Below are 18,572 nucleotides of genomic sequence, written 5' to 3' on the forward strand. Positions count from 1 at the left end.
AAACAGCGCAGGGCGCAATCAGTCGTCTCGCGAACCGCCGAACGACGCGCAACCGCGTTGCACCTGGCCGTTGACCCGAAGCTCAGCGGACATGTGCTGCAGGCTGCCGCTGGCGCTGTCGACACAGCGTTGCGGGGCCACCCAGAGTTCGATGTGCTGGTTATTCGCTTCGGTCATCAGGTTGAACCGTCCGTCGCCCGATTGCTCTTCCACATACGGCACGGCCAATGGTGGCTGGCCTTCACGCTCCAGCACCATGCCCTTGGCGGTGACGTTCATCGCCCAGGCCGGTTTGTGGCCGTTGGCCCGCAGGATCATGCGCTTGAAGTCCGGGTCATCACAGGCCGAGGTCGAGCGCTCGACGCGGTACACCTGTTGCAGGTCCACCGTGCCCTGGGTGCCGCTGGCGACGCCGGAGAACTTGCCACGCAGGTCGGCAAACAGTGCGCCTTGCTGGCCGGCCAGGGAGGCGGCCTCCTGCAGGATGCTGGTGCCACCGGTGTCGTTGACCACGTAGTTGCGTTTGTCGTTGCAGGGCTGGAACAGCAGTTTGTCACCCTGGGCCGTCAACTCGCCCTGCATGCGGGTCATCCCGGCGAGAGAGGGCTTGGCCGGCTCGTTATCGAACATCTGGCAGGCGGCGAACAGGGGCAGCAGGGCAAACAAGGCTAGGGTACGGGCGGCACGCATCATCGGGTCTCCTGATAAGTGCCGCCACGTTACGCAGGCTGGCGGTGCATCACAAGCCCGGGACACAGGTTGAATAAGGTGTGCCGGGGGCGATCATCCCTGCTGGGACTTTTCCTATAGAGGGATGTGAATGGTCATGGGAACGTCTTTCTCTTTTATTCGGAAAGCCGCGATGACTATTCGATGGAATCTGTGGGGGTTGTTACTGGTGACGGGTTCTGCACTGGGCAGTGAACCGGCGCGGCTGGAGTACTCCTCTGCCACTGACTTTACCGAGATCTCGATCACCGTGAAGAGGACGCCTGACAGTAGCCCGGACTTTATTTCGGTCAATGTCACGCTGAGCCCGGAGGCCAGGGCCCGCACGGCTGCAATTACGTTACTGGCTTACAACAAGCAGGTTTCGACATACGTAGACGGCTACAACGTGAGTGATGGCGCCACTGTCATGGGTGTGCTGAACACACGAGAAATACAGTTTTCCGTCCCCCAGGACATGCTCCGTAAATGGATGCCCTGGGTTCAACGGTGACGGCTTTTCAGGCTGGTCAACCAACGATAAACGTCTGCCCGGTCTGCAAGCCTTCCACGCTTTTCGCGTAGGCCAACGCCACTTCTGCACCCGGAGCCGGTTTGTACCCACGGAAGTACGGCGCGTAGCTGCCCATGGCTTCCAGCAGGACGGTAGGGCTGACCGAGTTGATGCGCAGGCCGCGGGGCAGTTCGATCGCAGCGGCTTTCACGAATGCATCCAGCGCGCCGTTGACCAGGGCAGCCGAAGCACCGGTGCGAATCGGATCGCGGTTGAGAATGCCGCTGGTGAAGGTGAACGACGCGCCGTCATTGGCGAACTCGCGGCCAATCAGCAGCAGGTTGATCTGGCCCATCAGCTTGTCTTGCAGGCCCAGGTCAAAATCGGTTTCGCTCATGTCGCCCAGGGGCACGAAGTTGACGCTGCCGGCGGCGCAGATCAGTGCGTCGAATTTGCCGGTCTGTTCGAACAGTTTGCGGATCGAGGCGCTGTCGCTGATATCGACCTGGAAGTCGCCACTTTTGCGACCGATGCTGATCACTTCATGCCGTTGGGACAGTTCTGCCTTGACCGCCGAACCCACGGTGCCGCTTGCGCCAATCAACAGGATTTTCATCGTGCCTTCCTCCAGATGTGTAGGTGAGGTTTCAGTCTAGAGTGATTTTTTGCGCGGATAAGTGCACTAATAGGCAACCTTTGGTTTTCAATTGGAAACAATCCATGAGCGAAATGGATGACCTCGCCGCGTTTGCCGTGTTGATCGAAGCCGGCAGCTTTACCTTGGCGGCCCAGCAACTGGGCTGCAGCAAGGGGCAACTGTCCAAGCGCATCAGCCAGTTGGAAGCGCAGTTTTCGGTGGTGTTGTTGCATCGCACCACCCGCCGCCTGAGCCTGACGGCGGCGGGTGCGGCGCTGTTGCCGCAAGCCCAGGCGTTGGTGGTCCAGGTGGAGCGGGCACGTCAGGCATTGGCCAGGCTCAAGGATGATCTCGTCGGCCCGGTGCGTATGACGGTTCCGGTGTCCCTGGGCGAAACCTTCTTCGACGGTCTGTTGCTGGAGTTTTCCCGGGAGTACCCACAGGTGCAGATCGAGTTGGAACTCAACAACCAGTACCGGGACCTGGCGCGGGATGGCTTCGACCTGGCGGTACGTTCGGAGGTCGCCAACGACGAGCGTCTGGTCGCCAAGCCGTTGCTCGCCTGGCACGAGATGACCTGCGCCAGCCCGGCTTACCTGGAACAGCACGGCGAGCCGCTGACGCCGGCGGAACTGGTGGGCCACAACTGCTTGCTGAACAGCCACTACAGTGGTCGTGAAGAGTGGCTGTATCACCAACAGCATGAGCTGCTGCGGGTTCGGGTATCCGGGACCTTTGCCTCCAACCATTACAACTTGTTGAAGAAGGCTGCACTGGTGGGGGCGGGCATCGCGCGCTTGCCGTCCTACGTGCTGCACGCGGAATTGGCTGACGGTCGCCTGCGCTGGCTCCTGCGGGATTATCAGACCCGCAGCATGCCGATGTACCTGGTCCATCCGTATCAGGGCGGCCTGCCGCGCCGCACCCAGGTACTCGCAGATTATCTGGTGGGCTGGTTCAAGCGCAGCGGCGAAGCCCTCGATCGCCTTTAGCGGTAGCGCCGGGCGATCAGGTGATCAATCGAGAAGCTGCCCGGCCCCTTGGCCATCAACAGCAGCAGCAATGCGATCCAGGTGCCGTGGGTCGGGTAGGCGTCCGGGTAGACGAAAAGCTGGATGGTCAGGGTCATGCCCAGCAGCGCCAGCGCCGAGAATCGCGTGGCAAACCCCACGAGGATCAGCACCGGGAAGAAATGCTCGGCGAACGCAGCCATGTGCGCCGCCACTTCCGCAGACAGCAGCGGCACGTGGTATTCGCTGCGAAACAGCGGCAGGGTGGACGGCGCCAAGTGCGGCCAGCCCAGTTGGAAGGTCCCGCCGATCAGGTCCACGGCAAGGCCTTCCACTTTGGTCTGGCCGGATTTCCAGAACACCGCTGCGATAGAGAAGCGTGCGACAAAGGCGATCAGGCTGTAGGGGATTTTCTCGAAGCACTGGATGATCCGTTGGATCAGCCCGGGAGCGGTGGTGTTCATGGCGATACCTTGGGTTCTGTGTGCAAGTGGGTGATGGCGCCGTGACCGATCAGCAGGGCCAGGCATTGGTGCAGGTCAAATTCGGCGGCCGCATCGAGGGCGTAGGCCACGGCCATTTCCAATGGCCAACCGTTGTTCAGGCTGTTGATAAACGTCGCTGAGCCGCTGTCGATGTGAAATACCTGCACGTGCAGGCCATTGCGTAGTACCAGCGCGCTTTGGGCATGGAAGGGGTCGAGGGTGGCGAGGGATTCGCCGGTCTGATGCGCCGCCCATAAAGCCACCACGGCGTAGGCCGAGTTCAGGGTGGCCAGGGATGGATGCAGTTGCAGGCGCAGTTCGCCCAGGTCCGACTGTTGTTGCAGGGTGGCGATGACCTCTTGTTGATCCAGCGGCTGTGCGTCTGCCGCGTGGTAGGCCCTCACCCGCAATCGCTCCAGGCGCGCCACATCAGCCAGGTAAGGCACGCTGGCGGCGGGGGCGAAGCCCTGGATAAAGTCCGCCAGGTCGCTGCCGTATTCATTGATCAGAGGGCTTGTCGGCGGGAAACCCTGGACATACACACCGGCCATCGCCCGAAAAAACTCATCGCCCACCAGTTGCAGGGTGACCGGGTAGCCGGCGGCCAGCGCGTTGATCAGCGAGCTATGGACATTGTTGCGATACACCGCAAAACGACCGGCCGGATCGGCGCCGTTGCGGCTGAACAAGCCTTGCGGGCAGTTTTCCTCGGGGGACAGCAGGGCGCGGCTAAAGACGTCCTGGCGGCTCATGCACGCACCTCCAGCAGAAACCGGTCGGCCTCGCGTGCTTCAGCGTGCAGCACGCTGAACGCCGGCACCTGGTTGTCGCGCTCGATCAGCGTGGCGACCGGCCCGGTGCGGCTGAGCACGTGCTGGTAGAGCTGCCATACCGCGTTGTCGATGGGGGCGCCGTGATCGTCAATCAGCAAACGGTCGCCGAGGCTGTCGGTGTCTTCGGCAAACCCTGCCAGGTGAATCTCGCCCACGGCTTGCAACGGCAAGGCCTCGATGTACTTCAGCGGGTCTTGCTGATGGTTGATGCACGACACATACACATTGTTCACGTCCAGCAGCAGCCCGCAGCCGGTGCGGCGAATCGCTTCGCTGATGAAGTCGGTCTCTTCCAGGGTGGAGCACTGGAATTGCAGATAGGTCGACGGGTTCTCCAGCAGCATGGTCCGCTGCAGGCGGGTTTGTACCTGGTCGATGTGTTCGCACACCCGCTTCAGGGTTTCATCGTCATACGCCAGCGGCAGCAAGTCATTGAGAAACACGGGGCCGTGGCTGGACCAGGCCAGGTGTTCGGAAAAGGAGTGGGGTTGATAGCGTTCGATCAGCGTGGCCAAGCGCGCCAGGTGCTCGTCGTTCAGCGGACCTTCGCCGCCAATGGACAGGCCTACACCGTGCAGCGACAGCGGGTACTGTTCGCGGATCAAGCCCAGGTAGTGATGGAAAGGCCCGCCGGCCACCATGTAGTTTTCGGCGTGGACTTCAAAAAAACCGATATCGGGGGACGTCTCGAGCACTTCACTGAAGTGCTCGTTCTTGAGCCCCAGCCCGGCCCGACGGGGGAGGCCGGGCGCCTGAGCCTGGGAGATGGAGTGGGTGAATGAGAGCGTCATCGTCAGTACTCAGGCTGTGCAGGGTTTCAGGACTTGGCGGTGAAGGCAGCTTCCTGGCCGAAGCCGGTTGGCGAGGTGGTGCTTGGGGTTTTCAGGCAGGTACCGGCCGGGACCAGTTTCCAGGCGTTGGCCTGATCCTTGACCTTCGAGGTGCCCGCGCAGGAAGTGCCGGCGCCTGCAGCGCAATCGTTCTTGCCGGCTTCGGCTACACCGAAGCATTTCTGCATGTCATCGGCGGCGTGGGCGGTGGTGGTCAGGGCGGACAGGCTCAGGGCCGAACCCAGGGCCAGGACGAGGGTGGCGGCGGACAGCGAGCGGGTTTTGGTAGTCATGGTGTATCTCCAGCAGTGGGTTGAGTTGGCAAGCATGTTCGCCTGCTTACACCACTAGAGAAAGGGGGAAGGGATTCGTTACAAAGCCGGGGAAAATAATTTCAGGTTTCGCCAAAGTCTTTGGTTCACACCAAACAAATGTGGGAGCGGGCTTGCTCGCGAAGGCAGTGGGTCAGTCACCCAACAAGTTGGCTGATCCACCGCCTTCGCGAGCAAGCCCGCTCCCACAAAAGCCCGCTCATACATTGACCAGATGGGCATCAACCGCCCAAATAAGCCTCACGTACTTTCGGATCGGTCAGCAGTTGTTCGCCGCTGCCCTGCATCACCACGCGGCCGTTTTCCAGCACGTAGGCGCGGTCGGCAATCTTCAGCGCCTGGTTGGCGTTCTGCTCCACCAGGAACACCGTCACACCGTCCTTGCGCAGCTGTTCGATGATGTCGAAGATCTGCTGGATGATAATCGGCGCCAACCCCAGGGACGGTTCGTCCAGCAACAACAGCTTGGGCTTGCTCATCAGCGCGCGGCCGATAGCGAGCATTTGCTGTTCGCCGCCGGACATGGTGCCGCCGCGCTGGCTGAAGCGTTCCTTGAGCCGCGGGAACAGGTGCAGCACCTTGTCCATCTGCTCCTGGTAATCGCCCTTGTCGGTGAAGAACCCGCCCATGGCGAGGTTCTCTTCCACGGTCAGGCGGGCAAATACCCGGCGGCCTTCCGGAACCACGGCAATGCTCTTGCGCATGATCTCGGAGGAGGCCTGGCCCACCAGCTCCTCACCCATATAGCGGATGCTGCCGCTGTGAGCCTGGGGCGAACCGCACAGGGTCATCAGCAGCGTGGATTTACCGGCACCGTTGGCGCCGATCAGGGTAACGATTTCGCCCTGGCGCACTTCCACGTTGACGCTGTGCAGCGCCTGGATCTTGCCGTAGAAAGTGGAAACGTTTTCGAATTGCAGCATTTTACGCTTCCCCCAAATAGGCTTTGATCACTTCCGGGTTGTCGCGGATCTGCTCCGGCGTACCGTCGGCCAGTGGCGTGCCCTGGTTGATCACGACGATATGGTCGGAAATGCTCATGACCAGTTTCATGTCGTGTTCGATCAGCAGCACGGTGGCGTTGTTTTCTTCACGCAGCACACTGATCAGCGCCTTGAGGTCTTCTGTTTCCTTCGGGTTCAAGCCGGCGGCCGGTTCGTCGAGCATGAGGATCCGCGGGCGGGTCATCATGCAGCGGGCGATTTCCAGGCGCCGTTGCTGACCGTAGGCCAGGGTGCCGGCAGGACGGTTGGCAAACTCGGTGAGGTTGACCTTGTCCAGCCAGTACGCGGCATATTCCATGGCCTCGCGCTCGCTCTTGCGGAACGACGGCGTCTTGAACAGGCCGGCAAAGAAGTTGGTGTTCAGGTGGCGATGCTGGGCGATCAACAGGTTCTCGACCGCCGTCATGTCCTTGAACAACCGCACGTTCTGGAAGGTCCGCACCACGCCCTTGCGGGCGATCTCGTGGCCGGCCAGGCCCTGGATCGGCTGGCCGTCCAGCAGGATGGTGCCGCCAGCCGGCTTGTAGAAGCCGGTCAGGCAGTTGAACACCGTGGTCTTGCCGGCGCCGTTGGGGCCGATCAGGGCCACGACTTGTTTCTCTTGCACGGTCAGGGCCACGCCGTTGACCGCCAGCAAACCGCCGAAGCGCATGCTCAAGTTTTCGACTTTCAGGATCTCGCGGCTCATTTGCGCAGCTCCATGTGGGGACGTTGCATGGGCAGCAGGCCTTGAGGTCGCCAGATCATCATCAGCACCATCATGGCGCCGAACATCAACATGCGGTATTCGCTGAATTCACGCATCATTTCCGGCAGCAGGATCATCACGATCGCCGCGAGGATCACGCCGAGCTGCGAGCCCATGCCGCCCAGTACCACGATGGCGAGGATGATTGCCGACTCGATGAAGGTGAACGACTCCGGCGTCACCAAACCTTGGCGAGCGGCGAAGAAGCTGCCGGCAAAACCGGCGAAGGTCGCCCCGAGGGTGAATGCCGAAAGCTTGATGACGGTCGGGTTCATGCCTAGTGCACGGCAGGCGATTTCATCTTCGCGCAGCGCTTCCCACGCGCGGCCGATCGGCATGCGCAGCAGGCGGTTGATCACGAACAGCGCCGCCAGTGCCAGCAGCAGGGCCACCAGGTACAGGAACACCACTTTGCTCACCGGGTTGTAGTCGATCCCGAAGTACTCGTGGAACGTCTGCATGCCTTCGGCCGCGGTGCGGTCGAACGTCAGCCCGAAGAACGTCGGCTTGGGAATGCTGCTGATGCCGTTGGGGCCGCCGGTGATATCGGTAAGGTTACGCAGGAACAGACGGATGATTTCACCGAAGCCCAGGGTCACGATCGCCAGGTAGTCACCGCGCAAGCGCAGTACCGGGAAGCCCAGCAGGAAGCCAAATGTGGCCGCCGCCATGCCGGCCAGTGGCAGGCAGATCCAGAAGCCCCAGCCCAGGTAATGCGAGAGCAGCGCGTAGGTGTAGGCACCCACCGCATAGAAGCCCACATAGCCCAGGTCGAGCAAGCCGGCCAGACCCACCACGATGTTCAGGCCCAGGCCCAGCAACACGTAGATCAGGATCAGCGTCGCGATATCCACCGCACCACGGGAGCCGAAGAACGGCCAGATCAACGCGGCCACGATCAGGCCGATGATGATGTAGCGCTGGGTGCGCGGCAGGGTCAGGAACTGGCTGACCTTGGGCGATACCAACGGGCCACGGTTGGACTTGAGGAGCGCACCGACCTGCTGGGTGAACAGCACGCGCAGGAACATCAACACCGAGCACAGGGCAATGATGGTCAACGTCACGGGACCGGTGCCATGCACTTCAAGGTTGATCCCGACAATGCTCAACTTGAGCCCGAGTACCGGGAAGGCCACGGCCCAGACCAGCAAGGCGCTGAAAAACGCCGATTTAAGATATCTGCTCATACTTTCTCAACCTCCGGACGGCCCAGAATGCCGGTCGGCCGGAACAACAGCACCAGAACCAATAGACCGAATGCCACCACGTCCTTGTACTGGTCACCGAATACGTCGGCGCCAAAGGCTTCAGCCACCCCCAGCACCAGCCCGCCGAGCATCGCACCCGGAATGCTGCCGATGCCGCCCAATACCGCTGCGGTGAAGGCCTTGAGGCCCACCAGGAAACCGGCGTTGGGGTTGATCACGCCGTACTGCATGCTCAGCAACACGGCAGCGATAGCCGCCAGTGCGGCACCGATGACGAAGGTCAGGGCGATGATGTTGTTGGTGTTTATGCCCAACAGGTTGGCCATCTTGATGTCTTCGGCGCAGGCCCGGCAGGCGCGCCCCAGACGGGAGCGGGAGATGAACAGGGTCAGGCCGAGCATCGCCACCAGGGTGACGACGAAGACCAGGATCTGCATATAGGAAATCAGCACTTCCTGTGCGCCGCCTGGGCCGAAGGAGATGCTCCCCGGGATCAGGTTGGGAATGGATTTGTCCTTGGAGTCCTGGGACAGCAATACGGTGTTCTGCAGGAAAATCGACATGCCGATCGCGGAGATCAGCGGGATCAAGCGGTTGCTGCCACGCAAGGGGCGGTACGCAACGCGTTCGATACTGTAGCCATAGGCACTGGTTACGACGATGGACGCCAGGAATGCGGCGGTCATCAACAGCGGCAGGGAATGGATACCCAGCATGGCCAGCCCGGCAAGGGCGATGAAGGCCACGTAGGAACCAATCATGTACACCTCGCCATGGGCGAAGTTAATCATTCCAATGATGCCGTAAACCATTGTGTAGCCAATGGCTATCAAGGCATAGGTGCTGCCAACGGTCATGCCGTTAACCAGCGTTTGGAAAAAATGATAGATCTCAGGCATTACAGCGCTCCTAAAAACCCGATACGCATTTCACTGGTGGAGTCAATTTCCGGCTCGGTGCCCTGTTCTGTGATCAGGTTGCACAAAGCGTTTGCCAGCGAACCGCTGGTGACGGTTTTAAGATTTTCAGGTGAGCCAGCGCCCGGATCGCGGGTGACAGGCCCATAAACCTCGTAAAACAAAGCCCACTGCTTGCACAGTGGGCTTGTTGACCAGTAACGCCTGGCTTACTGAGGGGAAACTTCGGTTTTTGGTTTGCCGAAGTGCCATTCGTAGACCACGAACTTGAAGTCCTTCAGGTCGCCCTTGGCGTCGAAGCTCAGGTCGCCGGTCGGGGTCTTGAAGGTACCGGCGTGGATGGCCGCTGCCACCTTGGCGGTGTCTTCGCTCTTCGCGGCAGCGATACCGCCGGCGATCACTTCAACAGCCGAGTAGGCCGGGAACACGAACGGACCGGTTGGGTCCTGCTTGTTCTTGGTGAACTCTTCAACGATTGCCTTGTTGGCAGGATCGGTGTCGAAGGATTTCGGCAGGGTAACCAGCAGGCCTTCGGAAGCGTTCTGGGCGATTTGCGAGATGGAGTCGTTGCCGACGCCTTCAGGGCCCATGAACTTGGCGTTCACGCCTTTTTCCTTGGCTTGGCGCAGGATCAGGCCCAGCTCAGGGTGGTAGCCGCCGTAGTAGACGAAGTCGACGTTGGCTTGCTTGAGCTTCTGGATCAGCGAACCGAAGTCTTTGTCGCCAGCGTTGATGCCTTCGAAGAGGGCAACTTTCACGCCTTTCTTCTCGAGGGTTTGTTTAACGGCAGTGGCGATGCCTTCACCGTATTGCTGTTTGTCGTGAATAACGGCTACGACTTTCGGCTTCACGTGGTCGGCGATGTAGTTACCGGCGGCTGGGCCCTGGGCGCTGTCCAGGCCGATGGTGCGGAAGACCAGCTTGTAGCCACGGGACGTGATTTCCGGGCTGGTGGCAGCCGGGGTGATCATGATCACGCCTTCGTCTTCGTAGATGTCGGATGCTGGCTGAGTGGAGCTGGAGCAAAGGTGACCGACCACGAACTTGACGCCGTCGTTGACCACTTTGTTGGCTACGGCCACGGCTTGTTTTGGATCGCAAGCGTCGTCGTATTCCTTGGCTTCGAGCATTTTGCCATCTACGCCGCCCTTGGCGTTGATGTCGGCGATGGCCTGCTTGGCACCCATGAACTGCATGTCGCCGTACTGGGTCACAGGGCCGGTTTTAGGGCCGGCAATACCGATCTTGATGGTGTCAGCTGCGAACGAATGGCTGGCAACCCCGGCCAGGACCATAGCGGCAAACAGTTTGGAAATCTGCTTAGTAGCCTTATTCATAGTGCTCCACTCTTACTGTTGTATTTTTTATAGTTCTAGCGGCCTTGTGAGCTGCAGAACCGGATCAGATATCTCGGATATCCCCCGGCAGCGGCCTGGCAACTGTACCGGTACAGTGTAGAGCGCCGGTTGATCGCTTGAAAAGCTGGCTGCTGGGGGCAAAACCCGGGTATGTCGCTTAAATGAAAGAAAAAGACAGAATTGCGGCGGGGTGATGCCAGAGTTTCGGGCAATCCTTGGCTTTCCTGACACTTTCGTTCGGTGCCTCATTTGCAACTGGGTTTTTCTGCCTGGGGCTCGACGGTATGATTGCGCCGATTTTTTCTTCAGGTGAACTCCCATGACGCAAGAACCTAGCACCCTCTATGCCAAGCTGCTTGGTGAAACTGCCGAAATTTCCTGGAAGGAGCTTGAGCCGTTCTTTGCCAAGGGTGCCCTATTGTGGGTCGATGCCGGGCTGGATTTGATCGAGGCCGCCGAGGGCATGGCTGAGGACAACCGTGAGAAAGTCGCTGCCTGGCTGGCTGCGGGGAGTCTTGGCGAGGTTTCTGCGACGCGGGCATTGGACCTGGTTGAGCGGGACCCGAGTTTGTGGGCGGTGGTGGTTTCGCCGTGGATTCTGATCCAGGAAAGGGCAGTGTAGGAAATGCATGCGCGAAAAAGGTGCGTGATTTTTCCGAGTTTAAGTGTGTAGGCGGGTAACTGCATTTGCGGTGATGGCACCTTGCCGTAGAGAAAGGTCACAGGCGGGGGTTACGTGCGCGTCATGGGAACAGTTTTGGTAGCGGCGGAGTGCGGGGGGAATTGTTTCTGGGTATGTGTACATATCCGTTATTTAGGTAACGGCCACCTATGGTTCCGCTCTTACAGCGGGTCACTTTTGGCAAACGCCCGGAATGCCGGCCCAGCCAAAAGTAACCAAAAGGTCTTTGCCCCACCACTCGGTGCCTCGCCTAGGCTCGGCATGCCCGCACTCCGGCACGGTTCCGCGGGCCGCCGCGACGGGCCATCCATGGCCCGGCGCGGCTAAATCGGCATCCCTGCCGATTTACCCGCTCCACCGTGCCTACTTGCGGCCATCGTGGTTAACGGGGCCCGCAGATCAAAATCAAAAGCAGAGCACAGCGGCCTCCCGGCCGGCTTGAGTGTAAAAAGAAAAAGCAAAGACCAGAGCGAAAACAGATCTGCTTTTCTGTGGGAGCGGGCTTGCTCGCGAAAAAACTGAGAGCGCCGCGTTTATCCAGAATGCCCGCGTCATCGTTAACGACCTTCGCGAGCAAGCCCGCTCCCACATTTTTTGGACCGTGCCCGCTTTAGCTTTTGATTTGGCTTTTAAACACTCAAGCCGGCCGGGAGGCCGCTGTGCTCTTGCTCTTGATCTGCTTTTGATCTTGATCTTAAGCGCCCCGTTAAACCACGCTGGCCGAACGCAGGCTTTGGAGCGTGGGTAACCCGGCAGGACGCCGGGTTAGCCGTCCTGGGCCAAGGATGGCCCATGACGGCGGCCCACGGTCCAAAGCCGGAGTGAGGGCACACCGAGCCTAGGCGAGGTGCCGAGTGGTGGGGCAAGAGCGTTTTGCTTACTTTTGCGCTGTTCAAAAGTGAGCCGCTGTAAGAGCGGAACCGATATAAGCCATCACCCAAATAACGGATATACACCCCACCTCAGCAACATAGCCTACGCCGTCTTCCCGGTATGGTTATTCAGCGAAATAACCTTGGTCTTCCCAATCCGGTGACGATAAATCTCACGCAGGTACTTGATCGCCTTCTTCACACAATCCCGCGACAGACGAATATCGTTGATCGACACAAACTTGTCCTTGTCGTTGATCAACTCACGATACTTCTTCTCGTACATCGGCTTGATCGCATACCAGTTGGTATCCAGGATCTTCGCCGGGTTCTCGAACTCGTTGAGCAGCTCATCAATCCGGTCTTCATCAAAATCCTCATGGATGATGAAATCCAGGATCGAATTATCCAAGGTGTCATCAAACCGATACGGATTACGCGCAAAACAGCGCTTGATAAATGCCACGATCAACGTCAAAAAATCATCCGACAGGCACGGGCTTTTAGCGATCAAGGTCGTGAGCGACAAGTTGGCCGACGCCCCGATCACCAGCGCATACCGTTTGAGCGTCGTATTGGGAAACAGGCTGTTGAGGTGCGTCTTGAGCCGATTCAGGTCCATATAGGACAGCTTGTAATCCTTGGGCAACGACACAATCGACACCACCGACGAGCAGTTCTTGAAGAAGTGCAGGTCATGCAACGCCGCCGCGTCATACCCGGAATTCTTGTACTGCTCCAGGGAGGCCTTGTACCGCTTGGACTCAATCGGCAACAGGCTGATGCCTTCGATCGCCTGGGTCACCTTGTTGAAGTGCGGCAGATCAATGGAACGGAAAAACAGGTCGTCGATGTTCAGCCGCTGCGGCTCTTTTTCGAACACCTTGAACTTGTCGCTCGAAGGCGCCGGCGTTTCCGGCACCACCGATTCGGCGTAGGCAATCGCCACCGGGCCGGCCAGGCTCATGAACAGGTCGTTGGCATCCAGGCGGATGGTCTCGCCAATGTCGATCCCGGCGCGACGGAAGTAGTTCTGGTCGTAGTCGGTGGTAACCGCCTGGGCCGTCAGAATGTTGAAGATCTGCTGCGAGATGTACTGGTTGGCGTGCTTTTCCATGGCATTGACATCAATGTTCTGGATGTTGCCGTCATCGCTTTCCTCGGCGTAACGCATGATGTCGTTGGAGATCAGCATCATCGCGTTCCACGGTCGGATACGGCCTTTCACGCTGGCTTCGCTGCTGTCTTCATTGTCGAAGTTGTACGAGAAGTCCCATTCTTCCGACAGGTATTTGCACAACAGCCGCCCGGCGTTGATGTGCAGCGCCTCGGACATTTCGCTGCGGTGATCGGAGATGTTCGGCAGCACACAAATCCCGCTGGTGAAGATCGGTTCGAACACGAAGGCGTGACCGCTTTTGCTGTCATGTTCATCGGCGGGCTTGGTGTCGAACGTCTTGTTCATGTACGAGTGCTGCTGGGCCAGGCCGAACTCCGAGGCCATGCCTGAACCGGTACCGCCGCCGGCACTGAAGATCGAGAAGTACAGGCGCGACTGGTTGGCCTTGATGCCGCAGGAGTCGATCAGGTACGAGTGGATCATCTTCCAGTCGGGGCTGGAAAAACGTTGGGTGTCTTTGTTGAGGATGATCTTGGCCAGGTACTGGCCGAGGATCGGCGCGTTACCGGCGCCGCCGGCATGGACTTCCGAGAGGTCCATGATTTTCATCTTGCTGTAGTCCCGCAGGAAACCGCTTTTCTCACCCTTGCGCGAGAAACGGATGCGCCCGGCAATGTCCTTGTCCAGGTCGCCCAGCATCACCAGCGGCTCGACCAGGAACACCGGTTTGGTGCCCTTGTTCGAACCCAGGCGCAGGTTGTTGCGAATCCACTGGGCGGGGCGGTAGCCCTTGTCGGTGGATTTGTCTTCGTTGCTGAATTCGTTGAGGTAGAACTTGCGGGCGTTGTACACCAGCTCTGCCACATCCAGGGCAATGTTGGAGCCACAGCGGCCCAGGCCGATCAGGCACACCGAGGGGAATTCCTGCTCATTGCGCAGTTCACCGTCGACTTCCAGGTGCGGTGCGCGCGGGAACACCATGTCGCGCAGGCCGTCGAGGTTGTCGAGGATGCGGTCGGTGTTGGTTTCGGTGAAGTACAGGTACTGCTGGGTGGCCAGTGGGCGGGCGGTGCTCAATGACTTTGAACCTGAGGGTTTTTCCGCAGGGGCTGTCAGCAACACGTCGGATACCGCGGTGGCAGAGTTATTTTTAGAAGTCATTGTGCGCCATGTGCCTGGACGGATGGCTGAGTAAGTATCAAATAGCCATCACAGAATGAGAGATCGCGACTTTACAGTGCGTCCTGGTCCTGGGCGATAGGGTTTAACCCTAGGGTTTTAAGGGGAAAGCCTGGCCGGACTCTGATGAATCGGCCGTTCGTCGGGGTTCTTTAGTGAAATGATGGCGAATTGCCAAATTTTCGGCGTCAGCGAATTGGCCGAACGATGGACGCCGGGCCCGCACGACCCGAAGGCGGATCTTTCGGCGCGGGGTCACCCCCCGTCAGGCCCAGCAGGCTGAACATGTTGTTCTGGTCCAGGCTGTTGATCACCGCGCTGATATCACTCAACGGCACCGCAGCGCTGAGCAGGTAACCCTGAACAAAATCACAGCCGTGTTTTTGCACCACTTCAAATTGTTGCAGGGTTTCCACGCCCTCTGTCACCACCTGCAGGTGCAGGGTGTGGGCCATGCCGATAATGGCCTGGACGATCTCAATGTCGGCGTTCGACTTGGGGATATCCTGGATAAATGAACGGTCGATTTTCAAGGTGTTCAACGGCAGGCGCTTAAGGTAGGCGAGGGACGAGTAGCCGGTGCCGAAGTCGTCGATGGACAGCGACACGCCCAGGGCGCGGATTTGCCGCAGCAATGCCAGGGTGCTGCTGATATTGCCCATCAGCGCGTTCTCGGTCACTTCCAGTTCCAGGCGATTGGCCGCGATCCCGCCGAAGCGCAGGGCGTTTTCGATCTCATCGGCCAACTCGTCACGCGTCAGGTTGAGGGCCGAGCAGTTCACGGCCATGACCAATTCAGTGTGGCCTTGCTCCGACAGCAGGCTCAGGTCGTGACAGGCCTGGCGCAGCACCCAGTGATCCAGTTCGGCAATCAGCCCGTTGCTTTCGGCAATGCCGATGAACCGGTCCGGGGTCAGCAGGCCATGTTGGGGGTGTTGCCAGCGCACCAGGGCTTCGAGGCGCGTGACCCTGCCTTTTTTCAGGTCAAGTATCGGTTGGTAAAACAGCACCAACTCGTTCTTGCCCCGCAGTGCGGCGCGCAGTTCCTCTTCCAGCTGCAGTTCCAGGAAGGCCCGGGTTTTCAGGTTGGAGCTGAAGAAGTTCAAGCTATTACGCCCGGCATCCTTGGACTGATACAGCGCCAGGTCAGCGGTCTTCAGCAGCTCTTCGCTGGTTTTGCCGTCTTCGGGAAACAGGCTGATGCCGATGCTGGTGGTCATCACCATGCGCCGGCCGGCCAGTTCGATGGGGTCTTTCATTTTCTGCATGATGCGCTGGGCCATGTGCCGCGCTTCATCGCGATGATGGATGCTGATCAGGATGCAGAATTCGTCACCGCCAAACCGCGCGACCACGTCGTCATGGCTGCGCACCGAGCTTTTGATATGGCCGGCCAGCACAGTCAGCAGTTCGTCGCCGGCGTCATGGCCGAGGCTGTCGTTGATGCGCTTGAAGTGGTCGATATCCAGGAAGATCACCGCCAGCATGCCGTCGGTGGCGGTTTTTTCCGCGAGTTTCTCGGCGAAGATCTGGTTGAAACCACGGCGGTTGAGCAGGGTGGTCAGGGCATCGTAATGCGCCACCTGTTGCAGCGAGGCGCGGGCCTGGTCCAGTTCGGTGAGCAGGGCGTTGACCCGGCGCAGGTCGGTTTCCTTGTGTTGCAGCTTCTTGTCCGCGAGGGCAGCACTGATGCTGCTGCCAATCACCAGCAGGGCGATGACCGCCACCAGCAGCCCCAGTTGGACCGGGTTGTTGTCCACCGGCAGTGCCGACTGTACGAGGTCTTCGGGTACCAGCAGCTGCATGGCCGCCATGCCGGTGAAGTGCATGCTGATAATGCCCGCGCCAAGCACCAGGCTGGCCGCGTACTTGAGCAATTGATGGAACATGCCGGTGCCGTTGCGCAGGTACAGCGACAGCAGCAACGCCGCCAGGCTGGCGCCGATCGCGATCAACACAGAGGCGAGGAACAAGCCAGTCTCGAAATACACGCCCGCCTCGGAGCGCATGGCTGACATGCCCACGTAGTGCATCAGCGCAATACCCAGCCCCATCCACACCGACGCCAGCACATATTGGTGGGCGCGCAGCCTTGGATGACTGAGGGTTTGCATGGCGAACAGCGCCGCGATCAGGGCGATCAGCAGCGAGGCGAACGTCATGATCAATTCGTAGTGAATCGCGATAGGCGCCTGGAAGGCCAGCATGCTGATGAAGTGGGTCGACCAGATGCCGCCTGCCAGGCAGCCCGCGCCTACCCAGCGCCAGTGCCGTTGAGCCTTGGGGTTGTCGACATGGCCGACCCGCTCGGCCATGTCCAGGGTGCCGAAGCCCGCTGCACACGCCACTACATACGCCAGTAGCACCAGAAAGGGGTTATGACTGCAATTGAGTAATAAGTGCCCACTGTCCGGAAGGTCGGTAAAAAAATGCAAACCAAGCCATTCCATAGCATGTCCCGTCACAGAGTTTTAGTCTGACTGCGTCTTTCAGTATAGAGAGCGTGAGCGAGTTACAAGGATTGATGGCAGATTGCTTCTAATCATTTGGCGATGAGTTTATAAACAACTAGAACCAAATGATTAGGGATGACCGCCCGGGTCGCCCGATGGAGTGACATCAGACTTACGAATCATTACAGACAATCCCCACGAGGCTGACTAGATTGCAGGTTCCGGGCTCAGGATGCGTCTGGCATCGCGGCTCACATAACAATAAAAGAGACGGACCCATGCAGAACTCGACCCAAGCGGCGAATGCCTGGCGCATTCTGTTCCTGCTGTTCCTGGCCAACCTGTTCAACTTTTTCGACCGCACCATTCCCGCGATCATCATCGAGCCGATCCGCATGGAGTGGCACCTCAGCGACTTCCAGCTCGGGATCATCGGTACCGCGTTCACCATTGTTTATGCAATTGCCGGCTTGCCGCTGGGGCGCCTGGCCGATACCGGCTCGCGCAGCAAACTCATGGGCTGGGGCCTGGCGGCGTGGAGTGGCCTGACAGCGGTCAATGGTCTGGTGGGCAGTTTCTGGACCTTTTTGCTGGTGCGCATGGGCATCGGCATCGGCGAGGCCAGTTATGCGCCGGCGGCAAACTCGCTGATCGGTGACCTGTTTCCCGCCCACCGCCGTGCCCGGGCCATGGGGATCTTCATGCTGGGCCTGCCCTTGGGCCTGCTGCTGGCCTTCTTCACCATTGGTGCGATGGTCAAGGCGTTCGACAGCTGGCGTGCGCCATTCTTTATTGCCGCGGTGCCGGGGCTGATCCTTGCGGTGTTCATGTTCTACATCAAGGAACCCAAGCGCGGCGCGGCGGAAGCCGTGCAAGTCTCCCAGGAGAAAGTCGACCGGCCGATTCGCCGGGTGCTGGCGGTGCCGACATTCCTCTGGCTGGTGCTGGCCGGGTTGTGCTTCAACTTCGCCACCTATGCCTGCAACTCGTTCCTGGTGCCGATGCTGCAACGCTATTTCCTGCTGCCGTTGCAGGATGCGGCAGTCGCCACCGGTGTCATCGTCGGTATTACCGGCCTGGTGGGCCTGACTCTGGGCGGCTGGATTGCCGACAAGATCCATCAACGTATCGCTAACGGCCGGCTGCTGTTCGCGGCGTGCAGTTTGATTATCTCTACAGTGACCACTGCCTGGGCGTTGCACGCGGGGCGGATCGAGATTGGTGTGTTTGTGGCGCTGTTCAGTGTCGGCTGGCTGTTTGCCTATAACTTCTACACCTGCGTGTACACGGCGATCCAGGACGTGGTCGAGCCGCGCCTGCGGGCGACGGCGATGGCATTGTTCTTCGCCGGCTTGTATTTGCTGGGCGGGGGCATGGGGCCGATTGTGGTGGGCGGGTTGTCGGATCATTTTGCCCATTCGGCGATGTATGCCGACGGTGCCCAGCAGATGACCGAGGCTTACAAGGCGGTGGGACTGCATGACGCCATGTACCTGATTCCGGTGGCGCTGTTTTTGACCATGCTGTTTCTGTTCCAGGCGTCCCGCAGTTTTGTGCGCGATGCCAAGCGGATGAAGGATGGGTTGGGGGTGGCGGAGGTGCCGGCCAGGGCGGTTACTGCCTGAGACCGAGGTGACGCCTTCGCGAGCAAGCCCGCTCCCACATTTGACCGCATTCTC

At 59.6% G+C, this 18,572-nt stretch carries 18 protein-coding genes; 4 read left to right on the forward strand and 14 right to left on the reverse strand.

Annotation, left to right across the window (positions count from 1 at the left end; genetic code table 11):
* Positions 1-18: 18 nt before the first annotated feature.
* Positions 19-690, reverse strand: a complete 672-nt coding sequence (locus V6607_RS06615) for a hypothetical protein (RefSeq protein ID WP_003211681.1) — start codon at positions 688-690, stop codon at positions 19-21.
* A 172-nt stretch (positions 691-862) separates the two neighbouring features.
* Between V6607_RS06615 and V6607_RS06620 the strand changes: the two genes are divergently transcribed.
* Entirely contained in the window at positions 863-1,222 is a 360-nt protein-coding gene (locus tag V6607_RS06620; RefSeq protein ID WP_003211679.1) for a hypothetical protein, read from the forward strand.
* 16 nt (positions 1,223-1,238) lie between these two features.
* Here V6607_RS06620 and V6607_RS06625 read toward each other — a convergent pair whose 3' ends face one another.
* Positions 1,239-1,838 (reverse strand): short chain dehydrogenase, encoded by a 600-nt coding sequence (locus V6607_RS06625; RefSeq protein WP_134325852.1) that lies wholly within the window; start codon positions 1,836-1,838, stop codon positions 1,239-1,241.
* A gap of 104 nt (positions 1,839-1,942) precedes the next feature.
* On the opposite strand from V6607_RS06625, the gene V6607_RS06630 reads away from it, so the two are divergent.
* Complete coding sequence (locus V6607_RS06630) at positions 1,943-2,851, forward strand: LysR family transcriptional regulator (RefSeq protein ID WP_003211675.1); 909 nt, start codon at positions 1,943-1,945, stop codon at positions 2,849-2,851.
* On the opposite strand, the gene V6607_RS06635 is transcribed toward V6607_RS06630, so the two are convergent.
* The 10 genes from V6607_RS06635 to V6607_RS06680 all read right to left on the reverse strand — a co-directional run bounded on the left by V6607_RS06635 (position 2,848) and on the right by V6607_RS06680 (position 10,566).
* Positions 2,848-3,333: a DoxX family protein gene (locus V6607_RS06635; RefSeq protein WP_003211673.1), complete on the reverse strand. Its 486-nt coding sequence runs from the start codon at positions 3,331-3,333 to the stop codon at positions 2,848-2,850. The two genes, V6607_RS06630 and V6607_RS06635, sit on opposite strands and share 4 nt — an antisense overlap.
* On the reverse strand, positions 3,330-4,106 hold the full coding sequence (locus tag V6607_RS06640; RefSeq protein ID WP_003211670.1) for a DNA-binding domain-containing protein: 777 nt from the start codon (positions 4,104-4,106) through the stop codon (positions 3,330-3,332). Before V6607_RS06640 ends, V6607_RS06635 begins: the two co-directional genes overlap by 4 nt.
* The gene (locus V6607_RS06645; RefSeq protein ID WP_134325853.1) at positions 4,103-4,978 is read right to left on the reverse strand and encodes a DUF692 domain-containing protein; all 876 of its coding nucleotides are present in this window, start codon (positions 4,976-4,978) and stop codon (positions 4,103-4,105) included. The genes V6607_RS06640 and V6607_RS06645 overlap by 4 nt, the downstream gene beginning before the upstream one ends.
* A 26-nt stretch (positions 4,979-5,004) precedes the next feature.
* Complete coding sequence (locus tag V6607_RS06650) at positions 5,005-5,310, reverse strand: DUF2282 domain-containing protein (RefSeq protein WP_003211666.1); 306 nt, start codon at positions 5,308-5,310, stop codon at positions 5,005-5,007.
* 260 nt (positions 5,311-5,570) lie between these two features.
* A complete protein-coding gene (locus V6607_RS06655; RefSeq protein WP_003211664.1) occupies positions 5,571-6,272 on the reverse strand; it encodes an ABC transporter ATP-binding protein in 702 nt (233 codons plus the stop codon).
* A 1-nt stretch (position 6,273) separates the two neighbouring features.
* Positions 6,274-7,041 carry a high-affinity branched-chain amino acid ABC transporter ATP-binding protein LivG gene (livG, locus tag V6607_RS06660; protein ID WP_003211663.1) on the reverse strand — a complete coding sequence of 256 codons (768 nt, stop codon included), beginning with the start codon at positions 7,039-7,041 and terminating at the stop codon, positions 6,274-6,276.
* Positions 7,038-8,291 (reverse strand): high-affinity branched-chain amino acid ABC transporter permease LivM, encoded by a 1,254-nt coding sequence (locus V6607_RS06665; protein WP_003211661.1) that lies wholly within the window; start codon positions 8,289-8,291, stop codon positions 7,038-7,040. The genes livG and V6607_RS06665 overlap by 4 nt, the downstream gene beginning before the upstream one ends.
* Positions 8,288-9,211, reverse strand: coding sequence for a high-affinity branched-chain amino acid ABC transporter permease LivH (gene livH / locus V6607_RS06670; RefSeq protein WP_003211659.1), 924 nt, complete (start codon positions 9,209-9,211; stop codon positions 8,288-8,290). The genes V6607_RS06665 and livH overlap by 4 nt, the downstream gene beginning before the upstream one ends.
* Entirely contained in the window at positions 9,211-9,393 is a 183-nt protein-coding gene (locus V6607_RS06675; RefSeq protein WP_003211657.1) for a hypothetical protein, read from the reverse strand. The genes livH and V6607_RS06675 overlap by 1 nt, the downstream gene beginning before the upstream one ends.
* A gap of 45 nt (positions 9,394-9,438) precedes the next feature.
* Positions 9,439-10,566 (reverse strand): branched-chain amino acid ABC transporter substrate-binding protein, encoded by a 1,128-nt coding sequence (locus tag V6607_RS06680; protein ID WP_087693197.1) that lies wholly within the window; start codon positions 10,564-10,566, stop codon positions 9,439-9,441.
* Positions 10,567-10,906: 340 nt separating this feature from the next.
* Here V6607_RS06680 and V6607_RS06685 point away from each other — a divergent pair, with 340 nt between their 5' ends.
* The gene (locus tag V6607_RS06685) at positions 10,907-11,209 is read left to right on the forward strand and encodes a DUF2288 domain-containing protein (RefSeq protein ID WP_003211652.1); all 303 of its coding nucleotides are present in this window, start codon (positions 10,907-10,909) and stop codon (positions 11,207-11,209) included.
* A gap of 1,035 nt (positions 11,210-12,244) precedes the next feature.
* Here V6607_RS06685 and V6607_RS06690 read toward each other — a convergent pair.
* Both V6607_RS06690 and V6607_RS06695 read right to left on the reverse strand, forming a co-directional pair.
* Complete coding sequence (locus V6607_RS06690; protein WP_023659116.1) at positions 12,245-14,422, reverse strand: hypothetical protein; 2,178 nt, start codon at positions 14,420-14,422, stop codon at positions 12,245-12,247.
* Between the two features lie 206 nt (positions 14,423-14,628).
* Positions 14,629-16,890 (reverse strand): bifunctional diguanylate cyclase/phosphodiesterase, encoded by a 2,262-nt coding sequence (locus V6607_RS06695; RefSeq protein ID WP_008430421.1) that lies wholly within the window; start codon positions 16,888-16,890, stop codon positions 14,629-14,631.
* A 281-nt stretch (positions 16,891-17,171) separates the two neighbouring features.
* On the opposite strand from V6607_RS06695, the gene V6607_RS06700 reads away from it, so the two are divergent.
* Positions 17,172-18,518 (forward strand): MFS transporter, encoded by a 1,347-nt coding sequence (locus tag V6607_RS06700; RefSeq protein WP_134325855.1) that lies wholly within the window; start codon positions 17,172-17,174, stop codon positions 18,516-18,518.
* Positions 18,519-18,572 lie beyond the last annotated feature (54 nt).

Origin of the sequence: Pseudomonas sp. KK18, from assembly GCF_037094675.1 — a bacterium.
Lineage (GTDB): Bacteria > Pseudomonadota > Gammaproteobacteria > Pseudomonadales > Pseudomonadaceae > Aquipseudomonas.